Source organism: Streptomyces sp. NPDC005784, assembly GCF_042871525.1.
Taxonomy (GTDB): Bacteria; Actinomycetota; Actinomycetes; order Streptomycetales; family Streptomycetaceae; genus Streptomyces.
On record NZ_JBIAIQ010000026.1, the window covers coordinates 66,855 to 83,633 of the forward strand.

General features: G+C 67.6%; 16 protein-coding genes and 1 pseudogene. 6 read left to right on the forward strand and 11 right to left on the reverse strand.

Annotated features, from left to right (window positions below; translation table 11 throughout):
- Positions 1–170: 170 nt before the first annotated feature.
- Both ACFYR3_RS31715 and ACFYR3_RS31720 read left to right on the forward strand, forming a co-directional pair.
- Positions 171–497 (forward strand): hypothetical protein, encoded by a 327-nt coding sequence (locus ACFYR3_RS31715; protein WP_355843097.1) that lies wholly within the window; start codon positions 171–173, stop codon positions 495–497.
- Between the two features lie 135 nt (positions 498–632).
- Complete coding sequence (locus tag ACFYR3_RS31720) at positions 633–1,661, forward strand: DUF6745 domain-containing protein (RefSeq protein WP_355843095.1); 1,029 nt, start codon at positions 633–635, stop codon at positions 1,659–1,661.
- A 203-nt stretch (positions 1,662–1,864) separates the two neighbouring features.
- Here ACFYR3_RS31720 and ACFYR3_RS31725 read toward each other — a convergent pair whose 3' ends face one another.
- Complete coding sequence (locus ACFYR3_RS31725; RefSeq protein WP_389285366.1) at positions 1,865–2,665, reverse strand: class I SAM-dependent methyltransferase; 801 nt, start codon at positions 2,663–2,665, stop codon at positions 1,865–1,867.
- Between the two features lie 377 nt (positions 2,666–3,042).
- On the opposite strand from ACFYR3_RS31725, the gene ACFYR3_RS31730 reads away from it, so the two are divergent.
- Both ACFYR3_RS31730 and ACFYR3_RS31735 read left to right on the forward strand, forming a co-directional pair.
- On the forward strand, positions 3,043–4,314 hold the full coding sequence (locus tag ACFYR3_RS31730; RefSeq protein WP_355843089.1) for a phosphatase PAP2 family protein: 1,272 nt from the start codon (positions 3,043–3,045) through the stop codon (positions 4,312–4,314).
- A gap of 215 nt (positions 4,315–4,529) precedes the next feature.
- Positions 4,530–5,354 carry an SDR family oxidoreductase gene (locus ACFYR3_RS31735; RefSeq protein WP_356780149.1) on the forward strand — a complete coding sequence of 275 codons (825 nt, stop codon included), beginning with the start codon at positions 4,530–4,532 and terminating at the stop codon, positions 5,352–5,354.
- 110 nt (positions 5,355–5,464) lie between these two features.
- On the opposite strand, the gene ACFYR3_RS31740 is transcribed toward ACFYR3_RS31735, so the two are convergent.
- Complete coding sequence (locus ACFYR3_RS31740) at positions 5,465–5,815, reverse strand: PRC-barrel domain-containing protein (RefSeq protein ID WP_355843083.1); 351 nt, start codon at positions 5,813–5,815, stop codon at positions 5,465–5,467.
- 280 nt (positions 5,816–6,095) lie between these two features.
- Here ACFYR3_RS31740 and ACFYR3_RS31745 point away from each other — a divergent pair, with 280 nt between their 5' ends.
- Positions 6,096–7,091: a hypothetical protein gene (locus tag ACFYR3_RS31745; RefSeq protein WP_389285369.1), complete on the forward strand. Its 996-nt coding sequence runs from the start codon at positions 6,096–6,098 to the stop codon at positions 7,089–7,091.
- A gap of 139 nt (positions 7,092–7,230) precedes the next feature.
- On the opposite strand, the gene ACFYR3_RS31750 is transcribed toward ACFYR3_RS31745, so the two are convergent.
- The 3 genes from ACFYR3_RS31750 to ACFYR3_RS31760 all read right to left on the reverse strand — a co-directional run bounded on the left by ACFYR3_RS31750 (position 7,231) and on the right by ACFYR3_RS31760 (position 10,928).
- Positions 7,231–8,457, reverse strand: coding sequence for an RNA-guided endonuclease InsQ/TnpB family protein (locus tag ACFYR3_RS31750; RefSeq protein WP_389285417.1), 1,227 nt, complete (start codon positions 8,455–8,457; stop codon positions 7,231–7,233).
- A gap of 354 nt (positions 8,458–8,811) precedes the next feature.
- A complete protein-coding gene (locus tag ACFYR3_RS31755) occupies positions 8,812–9,570 on the reverse strand; it encodes a tetratricopeptide repeat protein (RefSeq protein ID WP_389285371.1) in 759 nt (252 codons plus the stop codon).
- Positions 9,571–10,487: 917 nt separating this feature from the next.
- Entirely contained in the window at positions 10,488–10,928 is a 441-nt protein-coding gene (locus ACFYR3_RS31760; protein ID WP_389285373.1) for a transposase, read from the reverse strand.
- 399 nt (positions 10,929–11,327) lie between these two features.
- Between ACFYR3_RS31760 and ACFYR3_RS31765 the strand changes: the two genes are divergently transcribed.
- Positions 11,328–13,013, forward strand: a complete 1,686-nt coding sequence (locus tag ACFYR3_RS31765; RefSeq protein WP_389285419.1) for a glycoside hydrolase family 27 protein — start codon at positions 11,328–11,330, stop codon at positions 13,011–13,013.
- 149 nt (positions 13,014–13,162) lie between these two features.
- Here ACFYR3_RS31765 and ACFYR3_RS31770 read toward each other — a convergent pair whose 3' ends face one another.
- The 6 genes and pseudogenes from ACFYR3_RS31770 to ACFYR3_RS31795 form a co-directional block, all read right to left on the reverse strand.
- The gene (locus ACFYR3_RS31770; RefSeq protein WP_389285375.1) at positions 13,163–13,399 is read right to left on the reverse strand and encodes a winged helix-turn-helix domain-containing protein; all 237 of its coding nucleotides are present in this window, start codon (positions 13,397–13,399) and stop codon (positions 13,163–13,165) included.
- Positions 13,396–13,665, reverse strand: a complete 270-nt coding sequence (locus ACFYR3_RS31775) for a helix-turn-helix domain-containing protein (protein ID WP_389285377.1) — start codon at positions 13,663–13,665, stop codon at positions 13,396–13,398. Before ACFYR3_RS31775 ends, ACFYR3_RS31770 begins: the two co-directional genes overlap by 4 nt.
- A gap of 284 nt (positions 13,666–13,949) precedes the next feature.
- Entirely contained in the window at positions 13,950–14,261 is a 312-nt protein-coding gene (locus ACFYR3_RS31780; protein WP_389285379.1) for a hypothetical protein, read from the reverse strand.
- Positions 14,262–14,653: 392 nt separating this feature from the next.
- The gene (locus ACFYR3_RS31785) at positions 14,654–14,995 is read right to left on the reverse strand and encodes a hypothetical protein (protein ID WP_147467569.1); all 342 of its coding nucleotides are present in this window, start codon (positions 14,993–14,995) and stop codon (positions 14,654–14,656) included.
- Positions 14,996–15,102: 107 nt separating this feature from the next.
- Positions 15,103–15,510, reverse strand: coding sequence for a hypothetical protein (locus ACFYR3_RS31790; RefSeq protein ID WP_355843054.1), 408 nt, complete (start codon positions 15,508–15,510; stop codon positions 15,103–15,105).
- A gap of 684 nt (positions 15,511–16,194) precedes the next feature.
- Positions 16,195–16,753, reverse strand: a pseudogene (locus tag ACFYR3_RS31795) (nucleotidyltransferase domain-containing protein).
- Between the last annotated feature and the right edge of the window lie 26 nt (positions 16,754–16,779).

A 16,779-nucleotide genomic window follows, 5' to 3' on the forward strand; every position in this document is an offset into this window, starting at 1 on the left:
GGCCGCGGGCGGGCGGGCCCGAGCGGCTTCGAGCTGGGTATGACGCCTGGTCACGGGGTATATGACGCCGAGGCATCGGGGGTACGGCGCCGGGTCCGGAGGGCGATTGTCAGTGGTCGCCTCTACGGTTTTTCCATGGCACATCCCGTGCCGTGCCGGGAGGGAGACCCATGTTCCGCCAAGGAGACGTGCTGATCGTGCCGTTGGACGAGAAGGCGGTGCCGGACCACGCCCTCGACGCGGGGTCCGAGCCGCGCGACGGACGCGGACGACTCGTGCTGGCCCTCGGTGAAGTCACCGGGCACGCCCATGCCGTGGTCGGTCCGGGGCGGCTGATACGGGAGGCCGGGGTGTTCGGCCCGATGCTGCTGCACGTGCCCGACGGTGCGCGGGTCGTGCACGAGGAGCACGGGGCGATCTCGCTCCACAAGGGCTGGTACCGGGTGATCCGCCAGCGGGAGTACGTGCCGGGCTCGGTGCGGATCGTCGCCGACTGACGTGTCCGTCGGTGGTTCCCGCTCCGGATGGCGGAGTGGTTCGCGGAGCGTGCGGACAGCACGCTCGAAGGCAGGACCGGGTGGCACCGCGGGTGTCGCGCCGCTCGGGCACAGGGGATTTCGGGGAGGAACGGCGTGATGGAGCAGGACAGTTGGCGTGCCACCGCATCGCGGACGGGAGTGGGCGACCGGGCGGCGGCCGAGGAGGGCGTCAAGCTCGCCTACCGCAAGGCGGGGCTGGACGCGCCCGCGCGTATCGTCTGGGCGCGCTCGCCCCACGAGGCCGTGCGCATGCTCATGGGTGCGGCGCCCGTGGACGGCGCGGGACTTGGGGACACAGGTCCCAGCGTCCGAAGCGCGGTCGTCGCCGGCCCCTGGGCGGCGGAACGGGCTCGCGCGCACGAACGGCTGGGGCCGGAGGGGTGGAGCGGACACTGGCGGGCCACGGGAGCGGCCCTGTGGGAGTCGACCCGCACGCTGGCCGACCGGGTGCGGTCGGGGATCGTCGAGGACCTCGCCACCGACCGGCACGAGGAGAGCCGGGTCCGGCTGCTGCTCCTGGACGCGACCCTGGGCCAGCACGACGCGGCGTGGCTGTGCGCGTTCGACCCCGACGAAGCGAGCGCTCTGGCCGGAATCGCCGCGGTGGCGCGCAACGCCGGCTGGTGGTGGCCCTACGAGAAGGTGGCGGTCCTCAGCGAGAGGCCGCTGAGCCTGAGCCGCGACGAGGCCGGACGCCTGGACCGGGGCGACGGTCCGGCACTGCGCTACGCGGACGGGTTCGAGCTCTACGCATGGCGCGGAATGCCCGTCCCGCGCACCTTCCTCGACGAACTCACCGCGCTGACGCCCGAGCGGATCCGCGCCGAGGAGAACGCCGAACTGCGCCGCGTGATGCTGGAGTACTACGGCTACGACCGGTACCTGGACGAGTCGGGGGCGGTTCCCGTCCACCGCGACGAGACGGGGGTGCTGTGGCGGGTCGAACTGCTCGGAGACGAGGACGTGGTGATGGTGGAGGTCGTCAATTCCACCCCGGAACCCGACGGCACGAGCCGTACGTACTGGCTGCGCGTCCCGCCGACGACCCGTACGGCCCGTGAGGGAGTGGCGTGGACGTTCGGCCTCGCCGCCGAGACGTACGAGCCGTCTCAGCAGACGTGAGGACGGAGGAGCGGCCTTGGTGATGGTGTTGCAGGAGAGGTCTCCGGCAACCCACGGGTCGTTGTCCGGGACCGGGTCACTGTCCCGGTCACCGGCCGCCGACTGGACGAGTCCTTCGTCGGACCCGGTTTCGTGCGCGCCGCGGGCTTGCACGTGGTGGCGTGAATGCCGGCCGGCCGGCGATACCGGCCACTGCCCACGGCTCAGCGCCGCTGGCCCCAGGCCATCATCAGGCCGGGGCCGAGTTCGGCGAGCTGTGGCGACGCCAGGTAGGCGAGCGCGTCGTCGATGCCGGCCGAGTCCACTTGTCCTGTTTCCTCCAGGGCGGGCCGCATCCGGTTCCACGTCTCGGACCAGAAACGAGCCAGGGGGCTGCCCGCGACCAGTGGTGGGCAGAAGAGTTCACCGGCGACGTTCCGGAGGCCTTCCTCTCTCAGGAAGTGCGGATAGGCCGGGACGCCCGACGTGTCGGTGCCGATGGTCGACCGCAGTGCCTGCCACATGGCGTCCATGGTCCGCCGGTAGGCCGACGAGGTGTCCAGGGCATTCGGCACCTCCACGGCATCACCGAGCACCAGCCAGCCACCCGGGTTCAGCCATCGCGCGAGACGTGAGACGAGCCGACGGCGTTCGGGCAGGTGCATGAGAACGAACCGGGCATGAATCAGGTCGAAGCTGCCCAGGTCCAGGCTCTCGTCCCTCAGATCGGCGGTGACGACCCGCACCCGCGAACCCCCGAGGTCGTCCAGGCCGCCGGTGTCCCGGTCCAGTGCGACCACCTCCGCGGCGTCCGCCTCCTCCAGCAGCCAGCGGACCACAGTCCCCGTTCCGGCCCCGACTTCCAGGCAGCGGCTGCCCGGCCCTGAGCCCAGAGCGCGCAGACGACCTGTGGTGACCGGGTCGTAGACCAGCGCGGCCGAGTCGATGCGCTCGGCTTCCTGTGGGTGCTCCGGTTCGAACAGGTCCTGTCCGTAGTGGCCCCCGGGGGCTGGAGGGCCCGTCATGGCTGGCCCTCCAGCCCCGGCCCACCACTGCCTCTTCTGACAGTCCGTGCCATGAAAACTCCTGAGCATTGAAGATCGCCTGAACCCAGGGTGACAGCTTTCGGGCCGCGCGGCAGATCCTTGATCACAGGATTGGCTGACCTTTGCACCGCCTGTGACCCTTGAAACCCGCCTGTAACGCTCATAGCATGATCGAACTCACGACGATTGCCCTGATCGTCCGTCCTTCACTAGAAGAACACGCCATCTAGCGCGAAGGGTGAGCAACTTGACCACCATCTAACAAATCGGCCAAATAGTTGATATCTATATCATCGCGAATAGTTTCGCGAATAAACAACAGAATTGCGTTCGTTGCGCGACGTCAACCACAGGCGATGCTGTGGGCCGCGGTGGGTGTGGTGGCCTTCGGATTCCTCGTCACGATGGAGATCGTCGCGCGTCGCTACGGCCTGCCGGGACCGATGACCAACCAGGCGCGGGAGGTGATTCTCGCCCCCGCCTCGGGGCCGCTGTTGTACGCCGGCCTGGCGTTGATGATGGTGGTGCTCACCTGGCGGCAACGGTTCATCGCGCTGGGTGCGGCGATCGGCATCGACGTCGTCTTCCTGCTGATCCGGTGGGCGGTCGATGCCAGGATGAGCTTCGGCAACGGCGCGCTGTGGGTGATTTTGGCCTATGCGTTCATCGCCATCACGCGCCGCACCGGCCAGGAACGTGTCCTGCTGCTGAAGGGTGTCGGACTGGGCCTGCTCCTTGTGGCCGGCCACAAAACGGGCGACACCTGGCTGCTCATCACATCGAAGACCCGTCCGGCCGTCCTCGACCCGTACGTGGCGACAGCCGATCACGCGCTGGGCAACCCGTCATGGGTGGCAGGCCGGATCGTCGCGGCCACCGGCCCGATCGGCAGCCACGCTCTCCACCTCGTCTACGGTCAGCTCCCGCTGGCAGCGGCCGTCTTCGCGCTGTACCAGCTGCGTCACGTGGCGGTCGAGCGCCGATTCCCGGGCCATCATCTGGTGCGCACCTTTCTGGTCATCGGCCTGCTCGGGCCGGCCATCTACATGATCTTCCCGGTGGCCGGACCCGTCTTCGCCTACGGTTCCGAAGGCGGTCAATGGGCGGCGGCCAACCTGTGGCCGCACACGGCGCCGTCGATCCATGCCCCGCACAAGATTTTGTTCGACGACATCACCCCTCGCAACTGCATGCCAAGCCTGCACACCGCCTGGGCCACCACGCTCTTCATCCATACGCGTGAGGCCTCACGGACTCTGCGATTCGCAGGCACGTTCTGGCTGGTCGGCACGCTCACCGCAACGCTGGGATTCGGCTACCACTACGGCGCGGATCTCGTTGCCGGCGTGGTGTTCGCGCTCACGGTCGAGGCAGCGATGCGCTCGCTCGACCGCGGCTGGGACCGGGCGGGTATCCGGCTGGTCAGCTACGGCGCGACCGTCTTCATCGCGCTCCTGGTGTCGTATCGCTACCTGCCGTTGGAAATGGCCAGATATCCCTGGGCGTTCGGACCAGGCCTTCTTCTGGCGATGACCTCCGTGGTCTACGGCTACGTGCGGACCACCAACCTGTGGCGTCCGAAGGCCGCACCGGCGCAACAACCGGAACCGCAACTCGTACAGGCGTAACCACTGTCCGCCCACAACTCTTCGAAATGCCCTGGACCGCCGCGGAGCCTTCTGGCCGCGGAGGCCTTGCGTACGGGGAGCTGGAGCCGGCGTCGAGCCGCGCCCGGGAAGGCTGGAGTTGCCTTGGAGCCCACTCGAAGGTGTTGGCTGGTAGGACAGGCACCGCGACGCGACGTGGTGACCGAGTGGACGACGGGTTTCATGAGGAGCACTCCATGACACAGAAGATCTGGTTCATCACCGGCGCCTCACGCGGCTTCGGGCGGGAGTGGGCGATCGCCGCGCTGGAACGCGGCGATTCGGTGGCTGCGACGGCGCGTGACCTGTCCACGTTGGGCGATCTCCGCGAGACCTACGGAGAGCGGCTGCTGCCTCTGCAACTCGATGTCACGGACCGCGAGGCCGACTTCGCCGCCGTAAGGCTGGCGCACGAGCGGTTCGGCCGGCTCGATGTGGTGGTCAACAATGCCGGCTACGGCCACTTCGGAATGGTCGAGGAAATCACGGAGGCGGAGGCTCGCGCGCAGCTGGAGACCAACCTGTTCGGGGCGCTGTGGGTCACTCAGGCGGCACTGCCGTTCCTGCGCGAACAGGGCAGTGGCCACATTCTGCAGGTTTCCTCCATCGGCGGTATCAGCGCTTTTCCGCTGGTCGGCATCTACCACGCCTCGAAATGGGCGCTCGAAGGAATGAGCCAGGCGTTGGCTCAGGAAGTAGCGCCGTTCGGCATCAAGGTCACTCTGATCGAGCCCGGCGGGTTCGCCACCGACTGGGCCGGTTCGTCGTCGAGCACGTCCCAGCAGTTGTCGGCGTACGCCGACTTCCACAAGGAAGTACAGGAACAGCGGAGCAAGCGCGTCGGCACCCCGGGCGACCCGCGCGCGTCCGCCGCGGCGGTGCTGGAAATCGTGGACGCCGAAGAGCCGCCGCTGCGCTGCTTCTTCGGTTCGGCGCCGCTGGGTATCGCCAAGGCCGACTACGAGCAGCGTCTGGCGTCATGGGAGAAGTGGCAGCCGGTGGCGGAGCTGGCCCAGGGCTGAGCAGCTGCTGGACCCGGTGCGGAGCAAGCGGCCGGGCCCTGTCCAGGAGCAAGGGAGGGGGCCGACCGGAGTGTCTCCGGTTGCCCCCACCTGCGGCCTGGCGCCGGGGGTCAGGAGCGGTGGCTCTGGTAGTAGCCGCCGACCTGCTGGTGGTAGTCGGCGTCGCCGACGTGCTTGGCCCTGTCGAGTTCGGGCGATTCCCTGATCTGTTCCTGGGTGAGCGCGACGTAGATCTTCCGCTCGGCCGGGTCCACCCTCTTCACGGTGCCGGCGGGCAGCAGGACATGCCTGCCGAAGATCCACACGCCGATGTCGACGACGAGGTACGAGGAACCGACGTCGTCCGCATGCTTGTCGACCTTCCCGATGGCGCCGTCGATGGCCTCCACCTTGTACCCGACCAGATCGGTTCCCACGATGTGCCCGGCGGTCGGGTGGTAGCCCCAGATGTTGTCACTCATGAACGGCTCCCTCATCGAAATTCCTCACTCTTCCGCAGCTGAACTGGGGAATCGCACAGGCGTCATCCAGATTAGATGACCCTTTCGCGGAACGCCGTGCGCCTCGCCTCCCGGATTCCTCCGTCACGCACTCGCACCGAAGGAATTCGAAATCTGCATTCACCGCTGCGGGCCTCGGCGGCGGAACGGCAGACGGCTCGACAGGAAATCAGGGGACGAAGACAGAGAGCGGATCCACGAGGGGCGCGTGCGCTGGTGGGGGCCGGGTACGGTTCGCCCCGTGAACGTGGACGTGGAGGGGTGGGAGTCGGGGCACCAGGTCGCCTACGGCTGCGGGGCGTGGGAGCGGGCATGTCACCAGGCACGCCTGCTGGTCGCCTGGCACGAGGAGTGCGATCGCGGCTTCGGCGCGCATGTACCCCGGCGGTTCTACGCGGATCCCGGTCCGCGGGTGAAGTGGCCGTGGGGGAGCGCCAGGCACATCACGGTGGGCCTGGTGCTCTGGCGGGCCGCCTACGATGCCGGGGTCCTGGTCGATCAGGTCCCCCTGTCTGACGCCAAGGGCTACTGCGTCCAGGGGGCCGATCCGTTGGACACAGGTCCGCTGCCCGATGCCGCCCGCAAAGCTGGGATCGGAGTCGGTAGCGCCGCATCGGTGGCCGGCATCAGGCACGTACTGCAGGCCCATGTCGAGACCGATCCTCCGCGGCCGCGCCCAACCGGGGTGCGACTGACGCTCGGCTACCGTGTCCGGGAGTTGCGGGCGACGCCCGACTGGGAGCTCGGCGACTGGCCGGCGGCCCTTGCCCTGGCCCGGACGGCCATGGGGAGGGCGGACGATCTGCGGGAGCAGGGGACATGGCACCCCACCGAGCAGGAACGGTCGGTGGGCGCGCGGATCGGCCGGGACTGGGAACCACCGCCCGACACGAGCGCCGCCTTCGGTCGCCCGGCATCGAGTTGGCTGGAGCGGGCGTCGCGCCTGGCCGAGACCGCCGCTGCCCTGTCCGTAGCAGCCGACAAACTGCCGAGCGACGGCCCGGGAATCGCAGGCCCGCTGGCCCGGGTCCTCGGCGCCACGGCCGATGCGTGCGCCAGGCTGAGGGCCGACACCGAGGAGATCGGGCGCCTGTGGTCGGCGGAGCCGCGCGAACCCGCGGACCCGGCTTCCTGGGAACTGTCCCACGTACCGGGCGCGCTGTTGGTCCAGACGGAGGAAACGGAACACCTTGTGCGGGCGGTCGCAGTCTTCTCGTGGGTCCTGGCGTGCAGCTGACCGGAGGGAGCACGTCGCTGCGGGCGGTCGTGGTCGGGCTCTGCCCGGTGGCGCGGTCCTACTCCTGATCTGAATCTGATTCTGATGAACATGGGGCTTCATTGAAGTGCTCTCCCGGCTGAAGCAGGAAGATTCCCGTCTACCTTGCGGTGGCGGGCTTGACGCGCGGTGCGCGCCTGGCGACTGCCCTCCCGGCAGCCGGGACGAGCGCGTGGCCCGTCCGGTACAGGTGCAGGATGTTTTGGGCCGCGTTGTGGTCGGCGTTGCCGGACCATCCGCAGTCGGGGTTCTTGCACACGAACAGGGCCTGGGTCTCCCGGCTGCCGGGGGTGGTGAAGCCGCATGCGGAGCAGCGTCGGGAGGTGTTCGGGGCGGGGACCTTGGCCAGGGTGCCGCCCTGGCGGGCGGTCTTGTACGTCAGCAGGGTGACCGTGCGGCCCCACGCCTCCCCGCTGATCGAGCGGTTCAGCCCGGATTTCTGGGCGACGTTCTTTCCCGGCTCCTCGACGGTCCCTCTGGCGGACTTGACCATGTTCGTGATCTGCAATGCCTCCACCACCGCGACGCTGTACATGCGGGCGATGTGGGTGGTGGTTTTGTGCTGCCAGTCCGCAGCCCGGCGCTTGGCTTTCGCGCGCAGTCCTGCGATCTGGTCGTAGGTGTGTTGCAACCGGCGGGAGGTGCGTTCACCGGGCCTGCGGTGCTTCTTGCGACGGGCGGCGCGCTGCTCCAGCCCCAGGAGCCTGGCCTGTTCCCGGTCGGTCAGCCATTCGCCGTGCTCGTACGTTGCTCCGTCGGAGAGGGCGAGGGGCACGGTGATGCCGACGTCGATGCCGATCTCCGGCCCCTGGTGGGTTTCCGGCGTCTTTTCGAGGGTCTGGACGCGGAAGGCGATGTGCCAGCCGAGCGCGTCCTTGACCAGGCGGGCACCAGTGATCCGGTTCTCTGCGTCGGCGCGCTTGCCGACGGGGAGGTCTTTGGTCCAGCGGAAGCGGACGCGGCCGATCTTCGGCAGATTGGCCAGGCCCCATCGGCGGTGCACGCGGGTGATGTTCAGGTCCCGGCCCTGCGGCACATCCACGGTCAGGGTGCTGCGGAGGCGGGCCTTGAAGTTCGGGGCGTCCGACCGGCCGTCCCAGCAGTTCTTCCACGCCTGGAAATACGTCTTCAACACCGCCTGCGCGGCCTGGGCGGGAAGGACGGCGAGGAAACCGATGTCCTTGCGGGCCTGTCGGATCGCGGCATCCGCGTTCGCCAGAGTCCGCTTCTCCTTCGGCATCATCTGCCACCAGGCGTGCAGGAGATTCCACATCGTGCGGGCCGCGTGCGCCTGGTCGTCAGCCTTGAGGGCGTCGGCAGGAGTCAGTGCAAGCCGGGCACGGTGCCCGAACTGCTGCTTCTCCAAGCCTCGATCACGCACGGCTAAAACCATACAGTTTTGGTTTATGTCGCGATGACGGAACCCAAATGCCGACCATCTGCGCCGGGAGTTAAGACATCCACGTCCACCGGTACCTGTGGGGCGGTCACTTCTGGTCCGACTCCTGCTTCGCCCGGTCCTGCGCGGCGGGGCACCGCTGACAGTCGTCAAGCAGTACATCGAGAACCAGCAACGCCCCGCCGCCTGAGAACAACACTGCGAATCCGTCCACCCGCGCCGGTCGGAGCAGCCCTGAGACGGCCTTCACCCCCGCCGTAAACGGCGGAGCACTGTCCAAGATCAGAGGTTGAAGTTGTCCCGGCGCTGCGCGGGGTTGACGGTGTCACGCCGCTGCTGCTGCAGGCGGGCTGTCCTGACAGCTGATATCTCCCGCAGGTGCGCCTGACTCTCGAGCATCATCATCGAGCCCAGTGCGTGGCGCCCGGTCCTCGGGTTGTCCACACAGGACTGGTACATCACAGCGGCTCGTTCGCTGTCCTGGTAGAGGGTGCGGTAGACCTCTGCGGCACGGTACTGGGCGTACGGGTGGCTGCGCGCGGCGGCCGCAAGGAACTGCTCCAGGGCATGTTCTGCCGGGGCCCGGTTGAGAGGCAGCAGCCGCTCCAAGTACAGGTCGCCCAGGGCGAGCATCGCTTCGGGCTCGCCCAGTTCGGCCGAGGCGTGATACCAGCGGGCCGCTTCGTCCAACGACTGGACGATGCCCGCTTGGGGGCAGCCCTGGTGGTAGAGCGAAGCGAGGTAGTAGGCCGCTCGCGGCGAAGCGCTGCTGTGCCGAAGTCGTGGCACCGCGCTCGCGTACCGCCCCTGCACATAGTCGATGTGTCCCAGCAGCTCGATCGCGGCACTGTGGCCGGTGGACGCCGCGGCTTCCAGGAAGAAGACGTCCGCACCATGGTGTTGAGCGCTGTTCCAGCAGTGCAGGCCGATCTGGTAGTACTCCTCGGCGCTGGTCGGCTCGTGTCCGTCCACGGTGAAGTTGGTCCCCTGCCACTGCACCACGTCGCTGCCTTTCGCGTCTTGGCCTGCCTCGGAGGGCACGTGTGGCTCAGTGCGCCACAGCCTCGCAAGGAGGGCCGGATCGGCGGTGAGGGACAAGCCAGTTGTACCCGTATGCGTCCCGGTGTGTCGGGCCTCAACAGATGGTATGGCTTGTCGGTCGACACAATCGTAGGCCCGGTCCATGGAATGCCCACTCGTCGCGCGAAGTGGATCGCCACCGTGGCCCGTTTCCAGTGGTCGCGGCGGCGAGGCGATGGGCACCGACCGTCGCCGGGTCCCCTGCCACGGTCCCGTCCACGTCGCCCGCGGAGTTCCCTCGGGCCAGCGGGTTTCCAGCCTCGCGCCAATTCGCCTCTATGTCACCGATCACCGCATCCACCGCGAGTGGGACACGCCATCGGACGCCACGACGGCTGGCCGAAGACGTGCGGGGGTACCGAAGATCGGCGTCGCGCTCACCTCATCCGTCCGCGCAGGGAGGTCTCACCTGTCCGCACCCGGACAGCCTCACCCGGATGGATCGGGTGACGCTTCCTGTCGCTCCGGCGGCAGACGAGTGAGCACAGCCTCGAAGAACCGCCACCCATCAACATGGGTGGCGTGCCCGAAGCGCTGCCCATCCGCCAAGACCTCGTCGATCAACGCTCTTACGGCCGCGGGCCTGTGGAGATTGAGATACCCGCCGCCGTTCAACCGGCTGACGCCTCCCTCGTGAGCACCCCAACCACCGCCGCCCACCACGCGATCGGGACCGGAAGCGAAGACGATGCGGATGGCACCTGGTGAGCCCTCGCGCGCGAACGCGAGGACCTCCTGGCATGAGTGTCCGGCCACACTGCCAGGGTCCGAGTCCGGCACATGGTGATGGCCGACCCACCACCGGAAACGCTCGGGCCCAACAACCAAGTGCCGATATCGACGTCGTCCCATGCCGTCACGTTACTGACTTCGGCTCGTTAGGGTGACGTTGGGTCGTCGATGGCCAGGCCGGTGCCGGCTATGAAGCCGTCGAGGGTGTCAGGCCGGTATTGCAGGCGCTTGAGCCGGTTACGGACGAGGGCCTCGAGTCGGTCGAGGGCGACGACGGCGAGGTTGGCCAGACTGCGCTTGACGTGGGCCCAGACCCACTCGACGGGGTTGAGATCGGGCGAGCAGGCGGGCAGCAGGAACACCGTCAGCCATGCGCGCTCGTGGATCAGCTCGCGTATGGCGTGGGAGACGTGAGTGCTCAGGCGGTCCCAGACCAGCACGATCGGCGCCCTGACGAGCCGGTGGGGAGGACGTACGCGAGCGCGCCGCGCAGCCGTCCCTGCTCCGCTCCGGCCGGAGAATCGAGTTCCCGGCCGACGGCCGAGGCGCAGTCGTGGGCGGTCTCCGCGGCGCGCAGTGTTCGCCATGCGGCGCGCCGCGTCCGCCGGCCCGGGCGCCCAGCCGGAAACTCCATGACAGGCAGATGTGGCGGACGGTGAGGACGGCCGGCCACAGCAGCAGCCGACTGTCGCCGCTGCTCACGGCCTGGTCGACGAAGACGCCGATGAGTACCGGCACCAGAGTTTCGCTCCGGTTGCTGTGTACACCCTTGACGGAGCCTGTGTGGACTGCGACGGTATGGCCCGTCATTCGCACAGAATCCAAAACTTTCCACCCTTACCCATCATGCGTCTTTGTCACCCCTTCGGCTGTTCTCACACCTGACGCGGGGTCACTCAAGCCTGTCCGCGAGCCTGAGTGCCCATTGGGTAGCCCCCATCCGAAAGAAGGACAACGTGCGCCTCCACATGCCCCGCACGCTCCACATGGCCCGCACACTCCGGACACGCCGCGCATTCCACCCTGAGTACGTCTCGGCCCGCACCGGCACCGGCAGCCGCCGTAACCCCGCCCGCAGACGCACCGGTACCGCGGTCGGCACCGTCCTGGCCCTGCTCATTGCTCCAGCCGCCTGGGTCCTGGGCGCCGCACCACAGGCCGACGCGCTGCCCAATGGGCTGGCCCTGACCCCGCCGATGGGCTGGAACAGCTGGAACAAGTTCGGATGCAACGTCACCGAGCAGAAGGTCGAATCCGTCGCCGACTACCTGGTCTCCTCCGGGCTGGCCGCGGCCGGCTACACCTACGTCGACATCGACGACTGCTGGATGGCCGGCAGCCGCGACTCCGCCGGCCGTCTCGTGCCGGACCCCGTCAAGTTCCCGGACGGCATCAGCGGCACCGCTGCGTACGTGCACGGCAAGGGCCTGAAGCTGGGCATCTACGAGAGCGCGGGCACGAAGACCTGCGCCGGCTACCCCGGCAGCCTCGGCCACGAGCAGACCGACGCAAACAGCTTCGCCTCCTGGGGCGTGGACCTGCTCAAGTACGACAACTGCAACGACGACGGGACCTCGGCCCAGCGGCGCGACACCACCATGCGCGACGCCCTGGCCGGCAGCGGCCGCGCCATTGTGTTCAGCCTGTGCGAGTGGGGCGTGGACAACGTGTGGACGTGGGGCGCGGGCGTGGGCAACATGTGGCGCACCACCGGCGACATCAACGACAGTTACGGCTCCCTGCTGTCGATCTTTCACGCCAACGTCAAGCTGGCGCAGTACGCCGGCCCCGGTGGCTGGAATGATCCCGACATGCTCGAGGTCGGCAACGGCGGCATGTCGTTCAGGGAGGACCGCAGCGAGTTCAGTCTCTGGGCCGAGATGGCGGCCCCGCTGATCACGGGCAACGACCTGCCCAACTCCACTGCCGCCACTGCGTCCATCCTCGGGGACCGGGACGTCGTCGCGGTCGACCAGGACGCGCTCGGCAAGCAGGGGGTGCAGGTATCCTCCGCCGGAGGCCTGAACGTACTGGCCAAACCGCTGGCCGGCGGCGACGTGTCGGTGGCGCTGTTCAACGAGAACTCCGGCGCGGCCACCATCTCCACGACCGCGTCGGCGGTCGGCCTGCCCGCCTCGCCCGCCGGCTACAGCCTGGACAACCTGTGGTCGCATGTGAAGACCACCACCAGCGGTGCGATCTCGGCCACGGTGCCCGACCACGGCACGGTCCTGTTCCGGGTGTCCACCGGCTCGGCCACCAGCACCGGCAGCACGCACGCCCTCGTCGGTGCTTCCTCCGGCCGCTGCCTCGAGGCGTTCGACAACCAGACCGCGCCCGGCACGAAGATCGAGATCTGGGACTGCAACGGCGGCGCCAACCAGAAGGCCACCCTGACCGCGGCCGGTGAACTGCGGCTGTACGGAGGCACGCAGTGCCTGGACGCCACCGGCGCCGCGACCACCGCGGGCACCAAGGTCGAACTGTGGACCTGCAACGGCGGCACGAACCAGCAATGGCGCCTGAACGCCGACGGCACGATCACCGGCGTCCAGTCCGGCCTGTGCCTCGACGTCACCGGCGGCGACCAGCCGGCCGGCAACGTCAACGGCACGCAGCTGGAGCTGTGGGACTGCAACGGGGGCGCCAACCAGCAGTGGCGCCTGAGCTGAACGAACCGGGGCACACCGCGAGTCCCTTCGCACCGTCTCGGCCCACCGGCCGGCCCGCACTGACCGGGGCCGGCCGGACAGACCGTCCGGCGCGCCCCGGATCTGATGCCCACGAACACGATCCGGGCCGTCGGGCCGCGATCGGTCCGTCACGCAGTCAGGGCGCCAGTACGGGGAGTGTCTTGAATCAGGCTCTGGCCGGTGACGGCCTGCTCGTCGCGCTCGGCCACCCGCCGTACGGGGATCTGCGGGCTGAAGCCGAGCCGGTGCATCAGCCGGGTGGCACGCGAGACGCTGTAGGAGGCGTGGAACTTCCTGCCGATCAGCGTGGCCACCCTCGCCGCGGTCCACACCTGGTCCTCCACCCAGCCGTGCGCGGCTGTCACTTCATCGAGGTACGCGGCCAGCTTTTCCAGACAGCGCGGGGACAGGCGGCATCGCTATCCGCTCGGCCACGAGAGGCCAGAGCCTGCACGCCTCCGTCCCGCCACAGCTGGTACCACTGGTAGGCCGACTTCAGGCTCACCCGCAGGCTCCGTGCAATATCCGGCGGCTTGATGTTCTGCTCGAACAGCTCGGCCGCCTGTATCCGGACCGTCTCCCGGCGCCGACGTCCCGCACGGGTCAGCCCGCCGCCATCCGCATACCTCATACATCACGGGATACAGACAACACTCCCGGCTCATCAGGGCCTTCGAGAAAGATCGCCCTGACGAGCCGAAGTCAGTAACCACGCAGCGACCATCAGCCTGGGTTGTTTTTTCGTCCCGAGCCGCCAGAATCCCGGCCACTGGGAACGCGGGAACCCCGACTGGAAGGTCGGCGCGCATGGCCCCGAGGCATACGTCCGGACGAGCACTCGGTCAGGTCGGGAGGAGCGCCGTGGAGCGAGCGGTCAAAGGTGGCTACGGCAAAGAATCGTGCGGCTGGGAGATGTCAACGCTGCTTGTTCTGGAGCCGTGTGATCAGGTGGAGCACAGGGGCGGGTGCGCAGAGAAGGACAGTGCCGACGAGTAAATACCAGCCACCACCCATCATGGTGATGACCCAGAACAGATAGACCACCAGTGTGCCGACCGCCGCTGTGATCAGGCCGATCAATACCCTCAACGCAACTGTGATGCTGTTGTGGCGGCGGTCGGTTGCGGCCGGAGCGTCCTCCGCCCGGGATGGTGCGGGCGCCGACCGAACCGGAGGCGACAGGTCCCGACCATTCTCCGGGGTGCCCGTCGAGGTCTTGTCATGCATGTGTGTCCGAGCCCCTTCGCGCAACACATAGGCATTCGCGGAACGAAATCCGATGGAGTTCTGGCACTTGGGCGGAGGCATGGCTGCGCGCGCCTCGTAACTCCCGTGATCCTGGAAGAGGCGCCCGATCCCCGACGTCAGGCGGCGATCATCTTCACATGAAGGTCCGTCAGATGGGAAATCCCGGGCGCGAGACAAGCGGTTCGTGAGCAATGGAGCCCGCGCCCCGAACGGGGCAACCCCCGGACGGCCGGGCCTCGTTCGAACTCCTCTGGATCGGCATCCTCACCCAGCGAGGAGAGCGACCATCCAAAAGGCCTTTGGGCGTTCAATTCGGAAGGGCGCGTACAGCCGATCCGCCGCAGCGAAGCGGTCGCATTGTCCGAACCCGATCAGCCGTGGACGGTCTGCTTCACACCGTCCTTGGTGGTGATGTCCACGGACATACGCCACCTCGTACGCTTGCCGACCGTGACGGTGACCGTGTCCGCGAATTTTCTGCCGTGCAAATCCTTCGCCTTGATGCGGGCGCCGAACGTGGCGCTGTCGTCGCAGCCACCGACCTCGGCGCTGAGGCCGGTTCCGCTGGTGACAGTGAGACCGCCAGGTCCGAGACAGTCGTAGCGGACGCCTAGTTCGGCGATCCGGTCAGCAGAAACAGGAAGTTTGACCGTCCCGGGTCCGAGATGGCCCGGCGTCTCCTTTCCGCTGTCAGGACGGTCCGGATCAGACACCAGCACTGATTTCGACGGGCTGCCCACAGGAGCCGGATTTCCCCCTCCCTCACACCCGGCGGCCAGGATGACGATGACTGGCAGTACGGCCAGATGTCTTCTGCGCATCAGCTCTTTCCGTCCCAGGTTTCGCGACCCTTGTAGACCAGCCGCGCTGATCCACTGCGCAGCACCTTGGTGGTGCAGTTGGGCTGCGTCTGGTTGTCGTTCCACTTCGTGTACTTGACCTTCACACCTGCGTGCAGGTAACCGCGCTTCATGTTGTTCGGCACCTTCCACGACCACGTGTAGGTCGAGCTGTTCGTCCACTGCCATGCGAAGTGGTAGTCGAACGACGCCGACGCCTTGACGAAGACCACCTTCGCTTCGCCCGAGACCGCTCCGCCCACGGTGGACGTCGTCGTCTTTCCCTTGTGGAAGGTGATGCTGATTGTCGTACCGCTGTCGCCGCCGGAACGGGGTTCCAGGTCCCGGTAGCAATTGTGACTGCCGGAAAAATCGTAGCCCTTGGTCATCGGGCAACTCATGGGTTTCATCTTCTCGGGCACAGCGGCGGACGCAGGTGTGGAGTTGATGACGGCAGTGCCGCTGCGACACAGCCTGCCGACATGATTCGCGAAATTCGGCGCACGCGTTCCCCTTGGTTTTCTTTGGTCGACAACGGCCTCTACAGTCGCCGAGGAGAGACCCTAGCGCCGACTCCCACCTCCGTTCGCACGGTTGAGCGAAACCTGAGGTGCGGCGACAGGCGGGACCGGGTCGCCCGTTCGGGTGCTGGTGCCCCAGTACTCCAGTTGCACTTGGCGATCTGACGGATCATCTGGGTGAAGGGTTCAGTCGAGGCCGGTGTGACGTCGCTTGCAGTGAGTAGGTGTTTCTCTTCTTCGTGACGGTGCATTCGAAGAGTTTCCGATGATCCGGATGCCGGAATGCGCCAATGGCCGTGCAGATAGGCTGGCCAGGTGTTGGCTTTACCCCTCTTCGTGAGGACGCGCTCTTCGGGAATCGCATGAACTGGAGTCGGCTCTCGCCAAGCTGGCTGGCCAGCAACTCCCAGTCGCCGCCTACACGTACGGCACCCCGCCCGCCACCTGGTCGAGCCTGCACCAAAGTGGCGACGAAGAGCGAGGCTGGGGATCTTCAAGGCTCTGCCCGCGATTCCGTGAAAGAGCAACCCCCGGTAGGTGCCGCCTCGCCACTCACTGAAGCTTCTCGCACCAGGGACGATCTCCATACGCCTGCGCGACGGCAGTTGCCAGCCACCGTCGCTGACTGGCATCGAGCGCTGGGAGTGCAGCCCGGAAGTCCTCTTCGTCCTTCGGCCGGGGCTGGTGAGCCTTGTAGAAGAGCTGCACCTCGGGCGCCAGGTAGGGCACGCCGTCGTGAGAGTTCCTGCCCAACAGGTCGACCGGACGCCGCACCTGGGCACATCGCCTGGAAAACCAGTCCTGACCCTCCGCCTCATCAAGCATGATCTGGATCCGCCAGGGCTCCGAAGGGCCGGGACGGCACCAGATGTCCTGGACGGCGGAGGACAAGGTCTCTCCGGGCTGCCACGGCCTGAGAGTCCCAGGCGGGTCCGCCGCCCACCACTCCCAGGCGGGCAGCACCTGCTGCACCACCCCGTTGGTCACGCCGGAGCAACAGGAGATCGACATCGCTGTGATCTCGGAACGAATAGCCGACCGCGAGCTCGATGGCGTAACCCCCGGCAACCCACCAGGGGCATCGCCTGGGACGCCTACAAGGCGGCAACAGGTACGGAACTCCCCGGCGACGCCTTC

Bases quoted from the DNA above. Each gene is read 5' to 3' on its own strand.
- ACFYR3_RS31735 (WP_356780149.1), top strand. From the start codon at position 4,530: ATGACACAGAAGATCTGGTTCATCACCGGCGCCTCACGCGGCTTCGGG.
- ACFYR3_RS31715 (WP_355843097.1), top strand. From the start codon at position 171: ATGTTCCGCCAAGGAGACGTGCTGATCGTGCCGTTGGACGAGAAGGCG.
- ACFYR3_RS31740 (WP_355843083.1), bottom strand. From the start codon at position 5,815: ATGAGTGACAACATCTGGGGCTACCACCCGACCGCCGGGCACATCGTG.
- ACFYR3_RS31730 (WP_355843089.1), top strand. From the start codon at position 3,043: ATGCTGTGGGCCGCGGTGGGTGTGGTGGCCTTCGGATTCCTCGTCACG.
- ACFYR3_RS31760 (WP_389285373.1), bottom strand. From the start codon at position 10,928: ATGGCGAACACTGCGCGCCGCGGAGACCGCCCACGACTGCGCCTCGGC.
- ACFYR3_RS31725 (WP_389285366.1), bottom strand. From the start codon at position 2,665: ATGACGGGCCCTCCAGCCCCCGGGGGCCACTACGGACAGGACCTGTTC.
- ACFYR3_RS31765 (WP_389285419.1), top strand. From the start codon at position 11,328: ATGGCCCGCACACTCCGGACACGCCGCGCATTCCACCCTGAGTACGTC.
- ACFYR3_RS31775 (WP_389285377.1), bottom strand. From the start codon at position 13,665: ATGAGGTATGCGGATGGCGGCGGGCTGACCCGTGCGGGACGTCGGCGC.
- ACFYR3_RS31790 (WP_355843054.1), bottom strand. From the start codon at position 15,510: ATGACCAAGGGCTACGATTTTTCCGGCAGTCACAATTGCTACCGGGAC.
- ACFYR3_RS31780 (WP_389285379.1), bottom strand. From the start codon at position 14,261: ATGCATGACAAGACCTCGACGGGCACCCCGGAGAATGGTCGGGACCTG.